Annotated in this window: 16 protein-coding genes; 6 read left to right on the top strand and 10 right to left on the bottom strand. The window is 56.4% G+C overall.

Annotated features, from left to right (window positions below):
• Positions 1-28: 28 nt before the first annotated feature.
• Positions 29-277: a hypothetical protein gene (locus tag H8B15_RS06110; protein ID WP_187318784.1), complete on the bottom strand. Its 249-nt coding sequence runs from the start codon at positions 275-277 to the stop codon at positions 29-31.
• Positions 278-385: 108 nt separating this feature from the next.
• On the opposite strand from H8B15_RS06110, the gene H8B15_RS06105 reads away from it, so the two are divergent.
• The gene (locus H8B15_RS06105; protein ID WP_187318783.1) at positions 386-2,017 is read left to right on the top strand and encodes an FAD-dependent oxidoreductase; all 1,632 of its coding nucleotides are present in this window, start codon (positions 386-388) and stop codon (positions 2,015-2,017) included.
• A 59-nt stretch (positions 2,018-2,076) separates the two neighbouring features.
• Here H8B15_RS06105 and H8B15_RS06100 read toward each other — a convergent pair whose 3' ends face one another.
• On the bottom strand, positions 2,077-2,529 hold the full coding sequence (locus H8B15_RS06100; RefSeq protein ID WP_187318782.1) for a hypothetical protein: 453 nt from the start codon (positions 2,527-2,529) through the stop codon (positions 2,077-2,079).
• Positions 2,530-2,810: 281 nt separating this feature from the next.
• Between H8B15_RS06100 and uvrA the strand changes: the two genes are divergently transcribed.
• Positions 2,811-5,786 carry an excinuclease ABC subunit UvrA gene (gene uvrA / locus H8B15_RS06095; RefSeq protein WP_216859081.1) on the top strand — a complete coding sequence of 992 codons (2,976 nt, stop codon included), beginning with the start codon at positions 2,811-2,813 and terminating at the stop codon, positions 5,784-5,786.
• An 80-nt stretch (positions 5,787-5,866) separates the two neighbouring features.
• Here the strand turns inward: uvrA and H8B15_RS06090 are convergent, their stop codons facing one another.
• Positions 5,867-6,295 (bottom strand): hypothetical protein, encoded by a 429-nt coding sequence (locus H8B15_RS06090; RefSeq protein ID WP_187318781.1) that lies wholly within the window; start codon positions 6,293-6,295, stop codon positions 5,867-5,869.
• Between the two features lie 141 nt (positions 6,296-6,436).
• Here H8B15_RS06090 and H8B15_RS06085 point away from each other — a divergent pair, with 141 nt between their 5' ends.
• From H8B15_RS06085 to H8B15_RS06070, 4 genes are read left to right on the top strand one after another with little or no spacing between them, the layout of a single operon-like run.
• Positions 6,437-6,979, top strand: coding sequence for a sigma-70 family RNA polymerase sigma factor (locus H8B15_RS06085; protein ID WP_187318780.1), 543 nt, complete (start codon positions 6,437-6,439; stop codon positions 6,977-6,979).
• Positions 6,976-7,662 carry a hypothetical protein gene (locus H8B15_RS06080; RefSeq protein ID WP_187318779.1) on the top strand — a complete coding sequence of 229 codons (687 nt, stop codon included), beginning with the start codon at positions 6,976-6,978 and terminating at the stop codon, positions 7,660-7,662. The genes H8B15_RS06085 and H8B15_RS06080 overlap by 4 nt, the downstream gene beginning before the upstream one ends.
• A complete protein-coding gene (locus H8B15_RS06075; RefSeq protein WP_187318778.1) occupies positions 7,659-8,585 on the top strand; it encodes a DUF4097 family beta strand repeat-containing protein in 927 nt (308 codons plus the stop codon). Before H8B15_RS06080 ends, H8B15_RS06075 begins: the two co-directional genes overlap by 4 nt.
• On the top strand, positions 8,582-9,913 hold the full coding sequence (locus H8B15_RS06070; RefSeq protein WP_187318777.1) for a hypothetical protein: 1,332 nt from the start codon (positions 8,582-8,584) through the stop codon (positions 9,911-9,913). The genes H8B15_RS06075 and H8B15_RS06070 overlap by 4 nt, the downstream gene beginning before the upstream one ends.
• Positions 9,914-9,970: 57 nt before the next feature.
• On the opposite strand, the gene H8B15_RS06065 is transcribed toward H8B15_RS06070, so the two are convergent.
• The 7 genes from H8B15_RS06065 to H8B15_RS06035 form a co-directional block, all read right to left on the bottom strand.
• Positions 9,971-10,543: a DUF4142 domain-containing protein gene (locus tag H8B15_RS06065; RefSeq protein ID WP_187318776.1), complete on the bottom strand. Its 573-nt coding sequence runs from the start codon at positions 10,541-10,543 to the stop codon at positions 9,971-9,973.
• A 270-nt stretch (positions 10,544-10,813) separates the two neighbouring features.
• Positions 10,814-11,425 carry a DUF4142 domain-containing protein gene (locus H8B15_RS06060; protein ID WP_187318775.1) on the bottom strand — a complete coding sequence of 204 codons (612 nt, stop codon included), beginning with the start codon at positions 11,423-11,425 and terminating at the stop codon, positions 10,814-10,816.
• A 40-nt stretch (positions 11,426-11,465) separates the two neighbouring features.
• A complete protein-coding gene (locus H8B15_RS06055) occupies positions 11,466-12,071 on the bottom strand; it encodes a DUF4142 domain-containing protein (protein ID WP_187318774.1) in 606 nt (201 codons plus the stop codon).
• A 36-nt stretch (positions 12,072-12,107) separates the two neighbouring features.
• Positions 12,108-12,353, bottom strand: coding sequence for a hypothetical protein (locus H8B15_RS06050; protein ID WP_187318773.1), 246 nt, complete (start codon positions 12,351-12,353; stop codon positions 12,108-12,110).
• Between the two features lie 49 nt (positions 12,354-12,402).
• Positions 12,403-13,017 carry a DUF4142 domain-containing protein gene (locus H8B15_RS06045; protein WP_187318772.1) on the bottom strand — a complete coding sequence of 205 codons (615 nt, stop codon included), beginning with the start codon at positions 13,015-13,017 and terminating at the stop codon, positions 12,403-12,405.
• A gap of 83 nt (positions 13,018-13,100) precedes the next feature.
• Positions 13,101-13,886 (bottom strand): molybdopterin-dependent oxidoreductase, encoded by a 786-nt coding sequence (locus H8B15_RS06040; protein WP_187318771.1) that lies wholly within the window; start codon positions 13,884-13,886, stop codon positions 13,101-13,103.
• On the bottom strand, positions 13,883-14,566 hold the full coding sequence (locus H8B15_RS06035; RefSeq protein WP_187318770.1) for a cytochrome b/b6 domain-containing protein: 684 nt from the start codon (positions 14,564-14,566) through the stop codon (positions 13,883-13,885). Before H8B15_RS06035 ends, H8B15_RS06040 begins: the two co-directional genes overlap by 4 nt.
• Positions 14,567-14,685 lie beyond the last annotated feature (119 nt).

Here is a 14,685-nt window from a genome sequence, read left to right as displayed (position 1 = left end):
ACCATTTCACCACTCACCATCTCACCACCTAGCACACGTCGCGGCGTTCCTTTTGGTCTACGGCCAGGAGGTTGTCGAGACGGAGGGTGAAGCCGTCGGTGAGGCGCAGATACTCTACTTTGTCCTGGATGAACAGGTCGGCAATAACGCCCTGGTAGGTGACTGGAGGCGAATCGGGCTGGGTACGGTACACGAGTTGGCAGGGCTGGCGGGTGGTGGCCAGCGCTTCCAACTCATCGTAGAACGAGCAGCTGATGGGCGTATAGGGGGTATCCATACGAAAGCAGGTAAGGGGTGGGAAATGGGTTATTCTTCTAATACGTACTGCCGGCCCAACCCGGTTGTGCTGGCGTGCGTTGTGAAAAGCAGATCAAGCTCCACAAGTATGCCCACTGAAATCAACCTAGCCCCACTCGATGCGCTGCAAGAAGGGGAGCTACGCGCTTTCCCTACCCCCCACGAAGGTCCCGAGGTGCTGCTAGTGCGGCACGAAGGCCAGTATCGTGCCTTTGCCGCGCATTGCCCGCACTACGGCGCCCCCCTCGAAAAAGGCCGGTTGGTACAGGGGCAAATTGTGTGTCCGTGGCACCACGCTTGTTTCAAGGCCACCGATGGCAGCCTGTGCGAGCCGCCCGCCCTCGATGCCCTACCCACCTTTGCGGTGCGCGAGGCCGAAGGTAGGGTATACGTATCGGTGCCCGACAACCCGCCCGCCAGCACCGACAAGCCCGACGAAACGCCCACCGCCGAGGTAGGCGGCGCACCTGTGCCTGCTGCTCAGGAAGAAGAGGCTAAACAGTCTACTATCGTGATAGTAGGCGGTGGCGCAGCCGGACAGATGGCGGCCCAAACCCTGCGCGAGGAAGGCTTTGCCGGGCGCGTGGTACTGGTGTCGGCCGATGCAGCCGCGCCCTACGACCGCACCAAGCTCAGCAAAGCCTATCTGGCGGGCAAGGCCAAGCCCGCAAGCCTACCTCTGCGCGAAGACGATTTCTACGCGAAGCACCACATTGAGCTGCTAACCAATACCCGCGCCACCGGCCTGGACCTGGAAAAAAAGCAGGTGCTACTGGCCGATGCTGCCCCGCTGACCTACGACCAGCTGCTGCTGGCCCCTGGCGGCACGCCCAACTCCCTCCCCAAGCTTCCCGGCCACGACCTGCAACACGTGTTGCTCTTGCGCACCCAAGCCGATGCTGAGGCGATAGTAGAGGCCGCCAAAGAAGCCAAACAAGTGGTCATTATCGGCTCCAGCTTTATCGGGATGGAAGCGGCCAGCAGCCTTGCCGGGCAGGAGGGGCGTACTGTGACGGTCATTGCTCAGGAAAAGGAGCCCTTTGAGAAGGTGCTGGGGCCGGAGGTAGGCAAGATGTTCCGCACCATGCACCAGGAAAAAGGCGTGCAGTTTGAGGCCGAAGCCGAGGTGACGGAGCTAACCGGCAAGAACGGCCGCGTGGCCGGCGTCCGGCTGAAATCCGGCAAAGACCTGCCCGCCGATTTGGTGGTGCTGGGGGTAGGTGTGCGGCCTGCCACCGATTTCCTAAAAGAAGCGTTCCGGCTGGAAAAAGACGGTGGCCTAAAGGTGGATGAGTACCTGCAAGCCGCCCCCAATATCTACGCGGCCGGCGACATTGCCCATTACCCGGCTGCTACAGGCGACACGCTGCGCATTGAGCACTGGCGCGTGGCCCAGCAGCACGGCCGCCTGGCCGCTCGAAACCTATTAGGCCAGCAGGTGAAATATACTGCCGCGCCCTACTTCTGGACCCAGCAATACGGCAAGAGCCTGCGCTACGCCGGCCACGCCGAAAAGTGGGACGACATCCGCTACGTGGGCAACGTAGGCGAGCAGGATTTTCTGGCGTTCTACCTCAAGGACGACCAGGTGAAAGCCGTCGCCGGCATGAACCACGACCCGGACATGATTTACATTGAAGCTCTGCTAGCGGCCAATAAGATGCCGCCTCCCGCCGATATCAGCGCAGAAACCAAGTGGGAACAGCTTGTCAAACAATAACATAGAAAAGGGGCGACGCAAAGTATGTACTTCGCGTCGCCCCTACTGGTTATAGCTGCTTAGTGCCTGCCTTTTCCTTTGCCGTGGCCGTTGCCATTACCGCCCCCATACAGCTTTTTGGCCTGGCCGGGAGGTAGGCCCTTGCCGTTTTGCAGGCGCTTCACCTGGCCGGGGGGTAGGGCCACCGGGTAGAGTTGCCGGTGCCGGGTGATTTGTGCCCAAGGTTGGGAGCCGCGGTAGTCAATCACGACGGGGTGGAAGCTGCTGGGCGCGTACCCGCTGATGGATTTCAGGCGCTGCCATTTGCCTTCCCGCTCCACCACGTAGTATTGGTCGCGCAGGTCGTAGTAGCCGCCTACCTCCGGAATGTAGTAGTACTGCGAGCCGGCCGGCGCCGACGGTCCCCAGGAGGGCGTATTGATGTTGACTGTAACTTGTTGGGCCTGGGCAGAAGGGCTGGCGAAGGCCACCGCAAACAGGGCCGCAATGGCAAAAGCAGGGAGTCGTTTCATGGGTAGGGGGTAGGAGAAAGAGAACAAATCAATTCTAATGGTCCTTAGACAAGAACAAGGCCAAATCCATCTCTGCATAATCCTACTGTGAGGCTCCAAGAGAAGTTTTGGGGCGAACGGGACATTTCGGGGCGCCATGTTGTTGTACCCTATCTGCCGCATATCCGGCAGCCTTGGGTGCCGCTCCGATGTTCGCTAAAATCACTGGCTAAGAAGCTATTCGGAGTAGCCATCCGGCTGCGTTTTGCGTACCTTTGCAGACTTATTCTGACTTGCTTTGCATGGCTAAGAAAAAAGCCCCGGCCGTTGCGGCCGCTACCATTTCTCCCCTTTCCCAAGTAGCCACGGCCCAGGCCGAGCTGACGGCCGCGGCCGTAGCTCTACCTCCCAACGGGCACGACCACCCCAACCCCGCTGCTGCCGAAGCGCCCTTTATTGAAGTGTACGGCGCGCGGGAGCACAACCTGAAAAACGTTTCCATTCAGATTCCGCGGGGCAAGCTGGTGGTGTTTACGGGTATTTCCGGCTCGGGCAAGTCGTCGCTGGCGTTTGATACGATTTATGCCGAGGGCCAGCGCCGCTACATGGAGACGTTTTCGGCCTACGCCCGCTCGTTTATGGGCGGCCTGGAACGGCCCGACGTGGACAAGATCGAGGGCTTGTCGCCGGTGATTAGCATCGAGCAGAAGACTACCTCGCGCAACCCGCGCTCCACCGTCGGCACCATCACCGAGATTTACGACTTCCTGCGCTTGTTTTATGCGCGCACCGCCGAGGCGTTCAGCTACGTGACAGGTAAGAAGATGATCCGGCAGTCGGACGACCAGATTATCAACTACATTCTCAAGCACTACGACAACAAGAAGCTGGTGGTGCTGGCCCCTGTGGTGAAGGGTAGGAAAGGCCACTACCGCGAGCTGTTTCAGCAGGTAGCCAAGCTGGGCTTCACCAAAGTGCGCGTGGATGGCGAGTTGCTCGACATCACGGCCAAGATGCAGGTGGACCGCTACAAGATTCACGACATCGAAATCGTGATTGACCGCCTGGTGGTGAAGGCCGACGACCGCCACCGCCTGTCCGGCTCGGTGCAAAATGCCCTTACCCAGGGCAAAGGCACCATGCTCGTGCTCGACCCCGATAGCAAGAAGAAGGACAACACCCAGTTCTTCTCCCGCTTCCTGATGGACCCGGCCACCGGCATCGCCTACGACGACCCCGCGCCGAACACGTTTTCGTTCAATTCGCCCTACGGTGCCTGCCCCGTGTGCAACGGCCTGGGCGAGGTGCAGGAAATTACGGAGGAAACCGTGATGCCGGATAAGAAGCTGAGTATCAGCCGCGGCGGTATTGCGCCGCTGGGCGAGTACCGCGACATCTGGATTTTCCAGCAGCTCCAGCTGATTCTGAAAAAGCACAAGGCCTCGCTCAGCACGCCCATCCAAAAGCTGCCCGAAGACCTGGTGCAGCGCCTGTTGCACGGCATCCCCGAGGATGAGGACGCCGATACCACGAAAGCTAACTACACCGAGCCGTTCGAGGGCATCATCCCCTTTTTGCGGCGCCAGATGGATTCCGATTCCGACAACATCCGGGACTGGATTCAGCAGTACACCCAAGCCAAGGAGTGCCCCGAGTGCCAGGGCTACCGCCTCAAGAAAGAGTCGCTGCACTTCAAGATTGCCGATAAGCACATTGGCGAGCTATCGGTGATGGACATCAAGGAGCTGGCCGCGTGGTTTGAAGGGCTGGAAGACCGTCTCTCGGAGCGCCAGAATCTGATTGCCCGCGAGCTGCTGAAGGAAATTCGCAAGCGCATCGGCTTCCTGCTGGAGGTAGGCCTCGACTACCTCGACCTGCACCGCTCGGTGCGCACGCTGAGCGGCGGCGAGAGTCAGCGTATCCGCCTAGCTACCCAAATTGGTACCCAGCTGGTAGGCGTGCTCTACATCATGGACGAGCCCAGCATCGGCCTGCACCAGCGCGACAACGAACGGCTAATCAAGGCCTTGCAGCACCTGCGCGACATCGGCAACTCGGTGATTGTGGTGGAGCACGACAAGGACATGATCATGCACGCCGACCACGTGCTGGACATCGGCCCCGGCGCTGGCATCCACGGCGGCAGCATCGTGGCCGAAGGCTCGCCTACCGAGATTTTCAACTCTGGCTCCCTCACCTCGCAGTACCTCAGTGGGCAGAAGCACATTGAGCTGCGCAAGAAAAAGCGCGAGGGTACCGGCGAAGAGCTGGTGCTGAAAGGCGCCAAAGGTCACAACCTTAAAAATGTGACGGCCAAGTTTCCGCTGGGCAAGCTGATAGCCGTTACGGGCGTGTCGGGCTCGGGCAAGTCGTCGCTTATTCACGACACGCTCTACCCCATCCTCAACCAGCACTTCTTCAACGCCAAACGTGAGCCGCTGAAGTATGATAGCATTGAGGGTCTGGAGTTTATTGATAAGGTAATTGAGGTAGACCAGTCGCCGATTGGGCGCACGCCGCGCTCCAACCCGGCTACCTACACGGGCGTGATGACCGAAATCCGCCAGCTGTTTGCCGAACTGCCCGAATCGAAAATTCGTGGGTACGGTCCCGGCCGCTTCTCCTTCAACGTGAAGGGCGGGCGCTGCGAAACCTGCGAGGGCGCGGGCCTGCGCACCATTGAAATGAACTTCCTGCCCGACGTGCACGTGCCCTGCGAAACCTGCAAAGGCCGCCGCTACAACCGCGAAACCCTGGAAGTGCGCTTCAAGGGTAAGAGCATCACCGACGTGCTGGACATGACGGTGGAAAAAGCCGTGGAGTTCTTCGAGTACCAGCCCCGCATTCTGCGTAAGATTCAGACGTTGAATGATGTAGGCCTGGGTTACCTCACGCTGGGCCAGCAGGCTACTACCCTCTCAGGTGGCGAAGCCCAGCGCGTGAAGCTGGCCACCGAACTCAGCAAGAAGGACACTGGCCAGACCTTCTACATCCTCGACGAGCCGACCACCGGCCTACACTTCGAGGACATCAATCACCTCTCCGACGTGCTGCAAAAGCTGGTCGACAAGGGCAATACGGTCCTCATCATCGAGCACAACCTCGACCTGATCAAAGTAGCCGACCATATCATTGACATCGGCCCCGAAGGCGGCGCCGGCGGCGGTACCATCGTGGCCCAGGGCACGCCTGAGCAGGTAGCTAAGTCGAAGAAGGGTTATACGGGGAAGTTTTTGGCTGAGGAGCTGAAGACGAGTAGGTACGCGGAGGTAGTCTAACCTGCCTTTTAAACTTTCATGCAAAAGCGCCCGCACTATTGTAGTGCGGGCGCTTTTGCTTTTATCAAAATACGTAGCATTTATATTCCCGGCCCCTCTTCCGCCCGGCCAAAACGAAACTTGATGCCCCAGCTACCTCGTAGCACGGCAGCATCCTCACTAATACCAATAACGGATAATTCTGTGTGAAAGCCCAGGCGCTTCTTGGCAAACGGAAACACTACGATGCCTACCGGTACCACGGCCCCAGCAAGATTGTTGGTACGGGCCCCAAGGCCTCCATACACGTAGTAATCTTCTTTGTTTACAAATTTGTAATTCAGCGTTAACTCTGGGTCTAGGCTAGAAGTGAAAGCGTCGGTGCCTACCCGAAAATCGGGGTGGAAGCGGCCGAAGTCGTAGGATACGGAAGCGAAGGGTAGACCCGATTGATGGTACGCCACGTTGAGTTGGGCATGCGCCGAGAGGCCGGCACCGCACATAGCTAGCAGCAAGTAGATTTTCTTCATCGAATAAATGGCTGAAAAATAGAGTGATAGCCGGAAAATAGGGAAAGCAATTGCTGCCACGGCTATATCCCAAAAAATAATTTCCTTACCCCAACCAACCTTCTCCCGGCGGAGCAGCACTTTAGGACAACTATCCGCCCCGTGCTAGCTTCCGCCACCTTGCCACTCACCGACGAACAGCTGCTAACCGCCTGCCTGACCCACGACCGGCAGGCGCAGTACCAGCTGTACCAGCGCTACAAAACCACCATGTTCTCCTGCGCCCTGCGCATTCTGAACAGCCGAGACTTGGCGCAGGATGCCTTGCAGGACGCCTTCGTACAGGTGTTTCAGCAGCTGGGCAGCTTCCGGCAGCAGTCGGCGCTGGGCGCTTGGATACGCACCATTGTGGTGCGGCGGGCCTTGCTCACGCTCCGGCGCGAGCAGCGCATGGAGGTCTACGACCCCGATAGCCACCCCGAGCCGCTGGTAGCCTGGCACGACAGCCTGACCGGCGAGGCGCTGGAAAAGGCCATCGGCGAGCTGCCGGCCGGCTACCGCGCTACCTTTTGCCTACTGGAGGTAGAGGGCTATTCCCACCGCGAGGCGGCCGAGCTGCTGGGCGTCACGGAGGGCACCAGCAAGTCGCAGCTATACCACGCCAAGCGGTTGCTGCAACGCAAACTTCAGTATTTGTACCGATGAGTGATTTCCCCAAACCACCCGAGGAAACTGGGCGCGAGTACCTACGCCGAGCCGTAGCCGACCTACCTGCGCACGAGCCTGAGGCGGCTACTTGGTTGCATATTGCAGCGCAGCTCGACGCGGAGCAAGCCATTGCGCAGGCGTTGCCTACCCTACCTAGTCACGAACCCGATGCTGCCCTATGGGCTGCCATTGCCAACCAACTCGATAATGCTGAAGAACCAGCTGCTGCCGTTGTCTTCCGCCTCCTGCGGCCCACGGCTGCATGGCGCCAGGTAGCAAGTATAGCTGCTGTTATCCTGCTGCTACTTGGTGTGTGGTGGCTGTGGCCTACTGGGCTAAACAAGCAGATAGCAGCAGTTCCCCACGAGACAATCACGTTCAGCGAAGAAGAGATAGCCGCGCCGGTTGCTGCTGGGCGGCTTGCGCCACCCACTGACTCGCTGGCGCAGGAGGGGAAGGCTTTCATTGATGCCCATTGCACTTCCCTACCCACAGTGTGCCAGTCGGATGAGTTTCGGGAACTGCGGACACAGCTGAGAGAGGTAGAGGAACAAGAAAGGCGGTTGCAGCAAGATGCGGGGCGGTTTGGCGCTTCGCCCGCTCTGGTGCGGCAGCAAGTACAGCTAACCACATTACGCGCCACGCTCACCCGCGAGCTGGTTCAACTTCTTATCTCATGAGTAGCATCGTACAGAATCGTTGTCGGGTGGGCGTGCTGGTGCTGCTTTGGCTATTGAGTAGCCTTGGCGCTTACGCGCAGCAAAAGGTGCAGGTAGTAACCCGCACGCTGGAGCAGCGCTGGGTGTGCAAACCCAATACATCGGTGCGCATCCGGGCCGAGAAGGCCACACTACGGGTGCAGGGTTGGGACAAACCCATCGTGCAGGTAGTGCTGCGCCTAAGCGCCCGCCACCCCGACCGTGCCATAGCCGAGCGCGACTTAGCGGCAGCGCAGTACCGCTTGCAGCAGAACGTCAGCGCCATCAACTTAGTTAACTTTTTTTCCCTACCCACTGGGGCGCCCACTGTGCAAAGCGACTTGCGAGCTGAGTATACAGTAATGATGCCTGCTGGTAACCATCTGGTTGTTGCCAATACCTATGGTCATACCAGCCTAGTCGACCTGTATGGTTGGCAGCAATTGGAGCAAGACTTTGGACGAATCACTTTACAAAATCTGCAAGGTAGCGTTGCTGTTACTGCCCGTTATGCTGATGTGACGGCCACTGATGTAGAAGCAAATTTCACATGCGAGGCCAACAAATCAGCCATCCGATTGCTGCGGATAGGTGGCACTGCTACTATTCACAATCAGTACGGAAGCGTGCATGCTCAGCCCATAGCATATTTGCACAAACTGGTTATAGAAGCCGATAGAACAGAGGTTACTATTAGCGCCTCGCAACCCGAACAATTTGCTTATCAGTTAAGTGTGCAACAAGGTCGTCTGCTGCTACCCAATAGCTATCAAATGGCTAAGCATATAGCCAAAGACCGCGCTACTCTTGCTACAAAAAATGCATCAACTCAGCCTATAGTACGCGTCAGTACAAGTTACGCGCCGCTTACGCTTCAAACACAAGAGCTTGTATTTCAGCCTTGACTTTCCTTATCATATCACTCACTATGTGCTACTTCTTTTCGCTACTGCGACGCGGTTTATTGTTCTGTGCAGCTGTACTACCTGGTTTTGCCGATGCCCAGACTACTATCGATTCTACGCATGTGAGCTATACGGAAGAAGTTACTAATCAACCCTTAGTAATAGATACCGTTGCGTTACGAGTACAGCAAGAGGAACGCGCTGTGTGGAGACTAGCGCTGAATAATCTTACCTTTCGACGCTATGGGATACATATCATGTACGAACGTAAGTTGTGGAGCCCTGCATGGTCGTTGTTGAGTGAAATTAGTCCTAGTTATCTACGCTATCCTGTTGGTTATTACCCTAATGGCTACTATCGTGGAACAGTCAATGTACGAGGGCAATTGGCTGGGCGCTTTTACTACAACTTAGAACGGCGCATTCGGAGAGGTCATAATGCTGGTAATTTTTCGGCTAACTACTTTTCCGTGAGCCTAGGCGCTGGATTAGGGCGTCATTCAGATTTGCCGTTTCAATTAGACATCCTCCATGGGCAACTGTTACATACCCAAGTAGCGCTACTATATGGTGTGCAGCGCCGTTTATGGAAGCGCGGTTTCATTGATGTGAATGCCGGCTACGTACAGCAGCTAACCGATACAGAAATTTACAATTCTAAGCAGATTACTGGTAGCATACGCATAGGTATGGTACTAAATGGTGGGCCAGCCACGCGTTCCTACGTACCAGAAGTAACTGATGGCATCTTGAGACCACAATGGTATGTTGGAGCCCAATATGGTATTTATGGATATGGAGCGAAACAGGATAAGTCTCCTCAGTTATACAATAGAGTGGCGATGACTGGCCCATACCTATATGTTGGTCGCTACCTGCAACCTCGCTTAGCCGCACAAATAGGTATACAGTATGATTATAGCCGTTTTAATGACTTTTTCTATCCAATACGACAGGGGTATTATCAGAGTTTATATAGTCAACACAAAGTCGCTTTACCGATGTTAGTACGCTACACGTTGACTAAATTACCGCAACGGCGTACGCAAGTAGATGTGGTAGTAGGCGCTGCGATAGTTGCTTCCTGGCAGCAGTACAAGCGTAAAGAATATATCAATGGCCAAACCGAACCATTGACTATTGATAATAGTCGCGACCGAAGTACTGCTATCAATCCTATACTGGGTCTAAATGCTGGGTACGGCTTTGGCCGTACCCAGCGAGTGCAGGCCACTGCGGAGGCTGTATTGATTAATCCTGTCTTTAGTGGCTTAATTGACGGTGTCGGGGTTAGTCTGGGCCTGCGATACCGATTTAAGTACTTATAACGGTGTTATACAAAAAGAAGAACCTCAAATCAATTAAGGTTCTTCTTTTTCTCAACTTTACTTCCTATCACTAGCTCTTTCGAACAGCTGGTCCGTTATTTCCTCGTGCTCCCGCAGCTTGGGTAGCATTTCGGCGGCGTAGGTGCGTAGCGCGGGGTCGGAGACTTTTGCGGCGGCATCGGCGAAGCGGGCAATGGTGCGCTCGTGCAGCTCCTGTAGGTCGCGCATGTACTTTTTGTCGAAGCCGAAGTATTTCCGGTCGTCAATGTCGTCGTAGATGCCTTTGTCGTCCTTGCCCATCATCTGGGGTAGGGTGATGCGGGCGCGCTCGGCAATGGCCTGGAGTTGCTGCTCGGCTTGGCCGTGCTCCTGCTCCATGCGCTTGCCCCACTCTTTCACCTCCGTGGCAATGGCTTTTTGCTGGGCCAGCTTGCCCAGCGCTATTTCCAGCATGTTACTGCTGGAGGCCGCTACGGCAAACTCTGCGTCGTATTGCAACTGGTCTTTGGAGTAAGGCGAGAAGTCGGCTTTCAGCTTGTTGCGCTTCTTATTGATTTTTTCGGCCTCTTTCACTGGCTTCTTCTGTGCCTGTGCTGCTGGGGCGGTAGCCAACGAGAAAGAGCCAATCAAAAGGCCCCCCAAAATATATTTTACAGTTGATTTCATGTGTAATATAAAAAGGCGCTGCTACCTACGTGGTAGCACGCAACAGCTCGTGTATACTGATTGTGTACAATATATGTTGCAACATGTTTTAATCTGTTCCTTGGTAAATAGTTGAATAGTAAATATTTGTGTTGTGCATACATAGCACGCATCGACTAAGTATGGCCCGTATTCAACTAAAAAGCCGCTACCCTGTAGGCAGCGGCTTTTCTCATAAAGCAGAGGTCAACAACGTTACATGGCACTCGCTTGCTGCTTAAACATTGTCAGGTGATTTTGCACCACGGGCGCCGTTTTGGCAATGAAGGCCTTTAGGTCAGCGTCCTGCGTCATTTTATCGTGGGCCTGCATGGTGTTCAGCGTTTTCTGGTGGTCTAGCACCATCTGCTGCGTATACTGCATCTCCAGATCCTTGCCCGAGAGCTTTTGCAGAGTGGTAGCTATGGCCTTGTGCGCGGCATCCATGTCGGTGGGTAGGGTCACGTTTTTCTTCTGCGCAATGGCTTTCAGATCGGCCGTCGACTTGGTGTGGTCGGTTATCATCTGGTTGGCGTGGTCTTTCACCATGCCTGTCACTCCTTTTTCGAGCACCAATTTGCTGAGCTGAATTTCGTTCTGGTCGCTGTGCGCGGCCGATTCCATAAACTGCTCGTCGGTGGCGTGCGGAGCCGTGGCCGTATCGGAGGCCATATTCATGGCGGCCGAAGTACCCATTGTGCTGGAATCAATCAGGGCGCTATTCTCTGTATTCATGGCCGAATCAGAGGTAGTGGTGGCGGAGTCGTTGCCACAAGCAGAAGTCAGTAAGGCGCCAGCACAAGCCAGAGTCAGGAAGTACGTTTTCATAGGACAAAAAGAATAAGATGAGTGGTGAGTTGAACAAGGGTTAATCACGCTTGTCTACTGCCGCCAGCATCTGCTGCGCCATCGACAAATGCTCTTTCAAAATGGGGACGTTCTTGGCCGCGAAGGCCTTGATGTCTGGGTCGCTGGCACGGACGGAAGCTTCCGTGTATTCTTTTACGTCCTCTTCATGGTCTTTCACCATCTCTTTGAGGTACTTCTTGTCCATGTCCACGCCCTTTTCGTCGGTCACGTCATCCAGCACTTCGCGGTGGTCTTCGCCGAGTGTGCTGGGAAGCGTAATGTTCTTTTGGGCGGCTAAAGCTTTCAATTCCTCATTGGCTTTGCTGTGGTCGTCCACCATATGCTGGCCAAATTGTTTGCCCTCGGGAGTAGCACCACGCTGAGCTACCAAGCGGCCCAACTCTACCTCCAGCATGCCACCACTGGCGGCTTTGGTCATAAAGTCGGAGTCGAAATCCTTCTTGTCCTGCTTGATGTCGCCCATTTCTGTGTTGGCAGTAGCGTTTTCGTGGCGGGCTTCGTTGGTTTTCTGGGCTTGATCCACGGAGTCGCCGTTGGACGTGCAGCTGGCTGTGGCTGCCAGCAAAGCCACCGCGCATAGCGGGGCTAACAACATGCGTTTCATCGGAAAGAAAAGAATAGGGTGGAGGGGAAGGGTAGCTTAGGGTTGTTGGGTCGTACCGCTCTTATCCAGCGCGGCCGAGTCGGCGGCAGATGGCGTAACAGTAGGGCCAGCGTTGTTATCGATTACCACGGCATCGGCCTGCACGCCGCCTTCCTCGGCAGCTTTATCAATGTCACTCACCGCTTCGCCGGCGGTGCCATCAGTGCGTTTTTCGGCGTTGCCACAGGCAGAAAGGGAAAGAGCGGCGGCCAGCGTCAGGCCGGTCAGAATACGATACATCATCAGAAAGAAAAGTGAAATGGTGTGGAAAAGAGCGGAGGGGAGAAGGAAATTAAGGTAGTTTCTCAACCTCGTCCTGCACTTGCTGGGCTTGGGTTACCTGCTGTTGCAGCACGGGTAGGTATTTAGCGGCAAAACCCCGGATATCGCCATCGTAGGCGTCTTCGCTGAGGTCTTCGTAGGAGTCTACGGCTTTCTTCTGGCCATCGACCATGGCCGTACTGTATTTTTTATCGAAAGCAGTGCCCGTGAGTGCCGACAGGTTCTTGTATACTTCCTGACGTTCGGCTCCTAATGCTTCGGGCAGTGTAATGCCCTTGCGGCCGGCTAGCGTTTTCAACTCCCCAGTCATTTTGATGTACTGGTTGAGCAGGTTTTGCGCCAAGTTGCGCACGCTGGGGGTAGCGGCGCGTTGCAGCGCCACCGTAGCCAATTGCTGGTTGAGAATGCCATCGGCCGCGGCATTCACCATAAAGGTGGCGTCCTGCTTCTGCTTTTTGGTGATGTCGAGGTCATCAATGCGCTTTTCGTTTTGCGCCAGAGCGGCGGCCACGGGGTCGTCGCTATTGGCGCCCGGCGAGCAGGCATTCAACAGCAACGTGCAGACACCTGCCACAAGCAGCGGTAGCAGACGACGATAGGTTGGGAGGGAGGTAGAGAGAGCCATGCCCTGCTATACGCGCCCTTGGGTGTGGTAGTTTGGTTCGGGGTGGTTAGGCAAACCCAATGCGTTGGGCTACGGTTGCGCTTCTACAAGCCTGAGTACCAGTCGTAGCCACGCTGCGCCCAATAATCGGCTGGGCGCTGCCGGGTGAAGGCAATGCTACCAATGCGCTTAATGTGCTTGATACCGTATTTCAGGGGCGTCACCAGGCGTAGGGGGGCGCCGTGCTCCAACGTTAGCGGTTGGCCGTTCATCTCGTAGCACAAGAGCGTTTGGGGATGCAGGGCGCTCTGCATATCCAGGCCCACATAATATTTCTGATCGGGTGTTACCAGGTGCACGTAAGGCGCCAGGTCGGCCGCCGACGCTAGTTGGTACCGCGTCACGAAATCGGAGAAGCGCGCTCCGGCCCAGTTCACCACCACGCTCCAGCCCTCAATGCACTTCAGCTCGGTGGTCATTTCTACGCGGGGTAGGGCCTGAATATCAGCCAGCGAAAACGTGCGCACCGGCGCAGGGCCATCGGCGCGCATGCCTTGCACCTGCAACCGCCAGGCCGCCGTATCCAATGGACTCTTCAAGCCCAAGCTGCCATTAATGCGCGGCGCTTTGGCACGACTGCGCGGAAATACTGGGGCCAGATCGGCATTAGAGAGGAATTCTTTGGAAATCTTACCATTCACGTCCAGCACGCGGCGCAGGGGCCACAGGGCGCCGTCGTCGGTGGGGCGCGTGACCAGCCAGCGCCAGCCGCCCAGCGCCGCCAGCGAGGCTATGCCGGCCGTCAGAAAAGCCCGGCGGGAACGGCGGGCAGCCTCTTGCTCCACGGCTTCGTCGTCGGGGGTAGGGGTAGGGCGTTGGGGAGAGGTCATGGGCGGGTCGGTTTGGAGGAAGGAGTGGGCGCGTCTACCAGCTCAAAGCCGGCTATCATCGAGCGGAAGTTGTTCCAGCCTGCGCGGATTACCTGCGCCACGTGCACTACAAAAAACAGCGCGTAGCCCAGCGTCAGGATGAAATGCTCGGCCCGTGCCCACTCGTAGCCGCCCAGCAGGGTAGTAAGCCCCGCCAGCTCAGTGGGTTTGTAAATGGCGAAGCCAGTGAGGGCCGAGCCTACCCCCATTAGCACCACAGCCGAGTAAGCAAGCTGCTGGGCCGCGTTGTACTTACGCACGGGTAGGGGCGCTTTGCGGATGCCTAAGTCGTGCATCACCACTTGCCACGCCTCGCGCAGGGCGTGTCGGCCCGGCACCAGGTAGCGCCACTCACCCGAAAACAGCGTGTAGAGCACGTACGCAACGCCGTTCAGCACAAACAGCCACATCACCACAAAATGCCAGGCCATGCCCTTCGCCAACTGAAACGGCACGTGCAAGGCCTCATAAAATGACTTCGGGAAGAACTTCAGCAGGGTAGTGTCGCCCCACCCAATGCGGTACACGTCGTTGGCCCAGTAAATCAGCAAGCCACTCCACATCATAATGGCCAGCACCGGAAAGTTGATCCAGTGGAACCAGCGGATAGCCAGCGGATGCTTTTCGAGCAGCTTTTTCATGGTGGAAGGGTAGGGTTATTAAAAGCTGTATAGTAGGATAGAAACACAACATCCTGTGTCTCGTCGGCTTCGGCTGGTGGGGTTGTTCGATGGTTGCTACCAGCTATTGAACGATGATG

The organism is Hymenobacter citatus (assembly GCF_014333615.1).
GTDB lineage: Bacteria > Bacteroidota > Bacteroidia > Cytophagales > Hymenobacteraceae > Hymenobacter > Hymenobacter citatus.
The sequence above is the reverse complement of the archived record's forward strand: the minus strand, read 5'-3'. Positions and strand labels throughout refer to the sequence as shown.

Bases quoted from the DNA above. Each gene is read 5' to 3' on its own strand.
- H8B15_RS06110 (WP_187318784.1), bottom strand. From the start codon at position 277: ATGGATACCCCCTATACGCCCATCAGCTGCTCGTTCTACGATGAGTTG.
- H8B15_RS06105 (WP_187318783.1), top strand. From the start codon at position 386: ATGCCCACTGAAATCAACCTAGCCCCACTCGATGCGCTGCAAGAAGGG.
- H8B15_RS06100 (WP_187318782.1), bottom strand. From the start codon at position 2,529: ATGAAACGACTCCCTGCTTTTGCCATTGCGGCCCTGTTTGCGGTGGCC.
- uvrA (WP_216859081.1), top strand. From the start codon at position 2,811: ATGGCTAAGAAAAAAGCCCCGGCCGTTGCGGCCGCTACCATTTCTCCC.
- H8B15_RS06090 (WP_187318781.1), bottom strand. From the start codon at position 6,295: ATGAAGAAAATCTACTTGCTGCTAGCTATGTGCGGTGCCGGCCTCTCG.
- H8B15_RS06080 (WP_187318779.1), top strand. From the start codon at position 6,976: ATGAGTGATTTCCCCAAACCACCCGAGGAAACTGGGCGCGAGTACCTA.
- H8B15_RS06075 (WP_187318778.1), top strand. From the start codon at position 7,659: ATGAGTAGCATCGTACAGAATCGTTGTCGGGTGGGCGTGCTGGTGCTG.
- H8B15_RS06060 (WP_187318775.1), bottom strand. From the start codon at position 11,425: ATGAAAACGTACTTCCTGACTCTGGCTTGTGCTGGCGCCTTACTGACT.
- H8B15_RS06055 (WP_187318774.1), bottom strand. From the start codon at position 12,071: ATGAAACGCATGTTGTTAGCCCCGCTATGCGCGGTGGCTTTGCTGGCA.
- H8B15_RS06050 (WP_187318773.1), bottom strand. From the start codon at position 12,353: ATGATGTATCGTATTCTGACCGGCCTGACGCTGGCCGCCGCTCTTTCC.
- H8B15_RS06045 (WP_187318772.1), bottom strand. From the start codon at position 13,017: ATGGCTCTCTCTACCTCCCTCCCAACCTATCGTCGTCTGCTACCGCTG.
- H8B15_RS06040 (WP_187318771.1), bottom strand. From the start codon at position 13,886: ATGACCTCTCCCCAACGCCCTACCCCTACCCCCGACGACGAAGCCGTG.
- H8B15_RS06035 (WP_187318770.1), bottom strand. From the start codon at position 14,566: ATGAAAAAGCTGCTCGAAAAGCATCCGCTGGCTATCCGCTGGTTCCAC.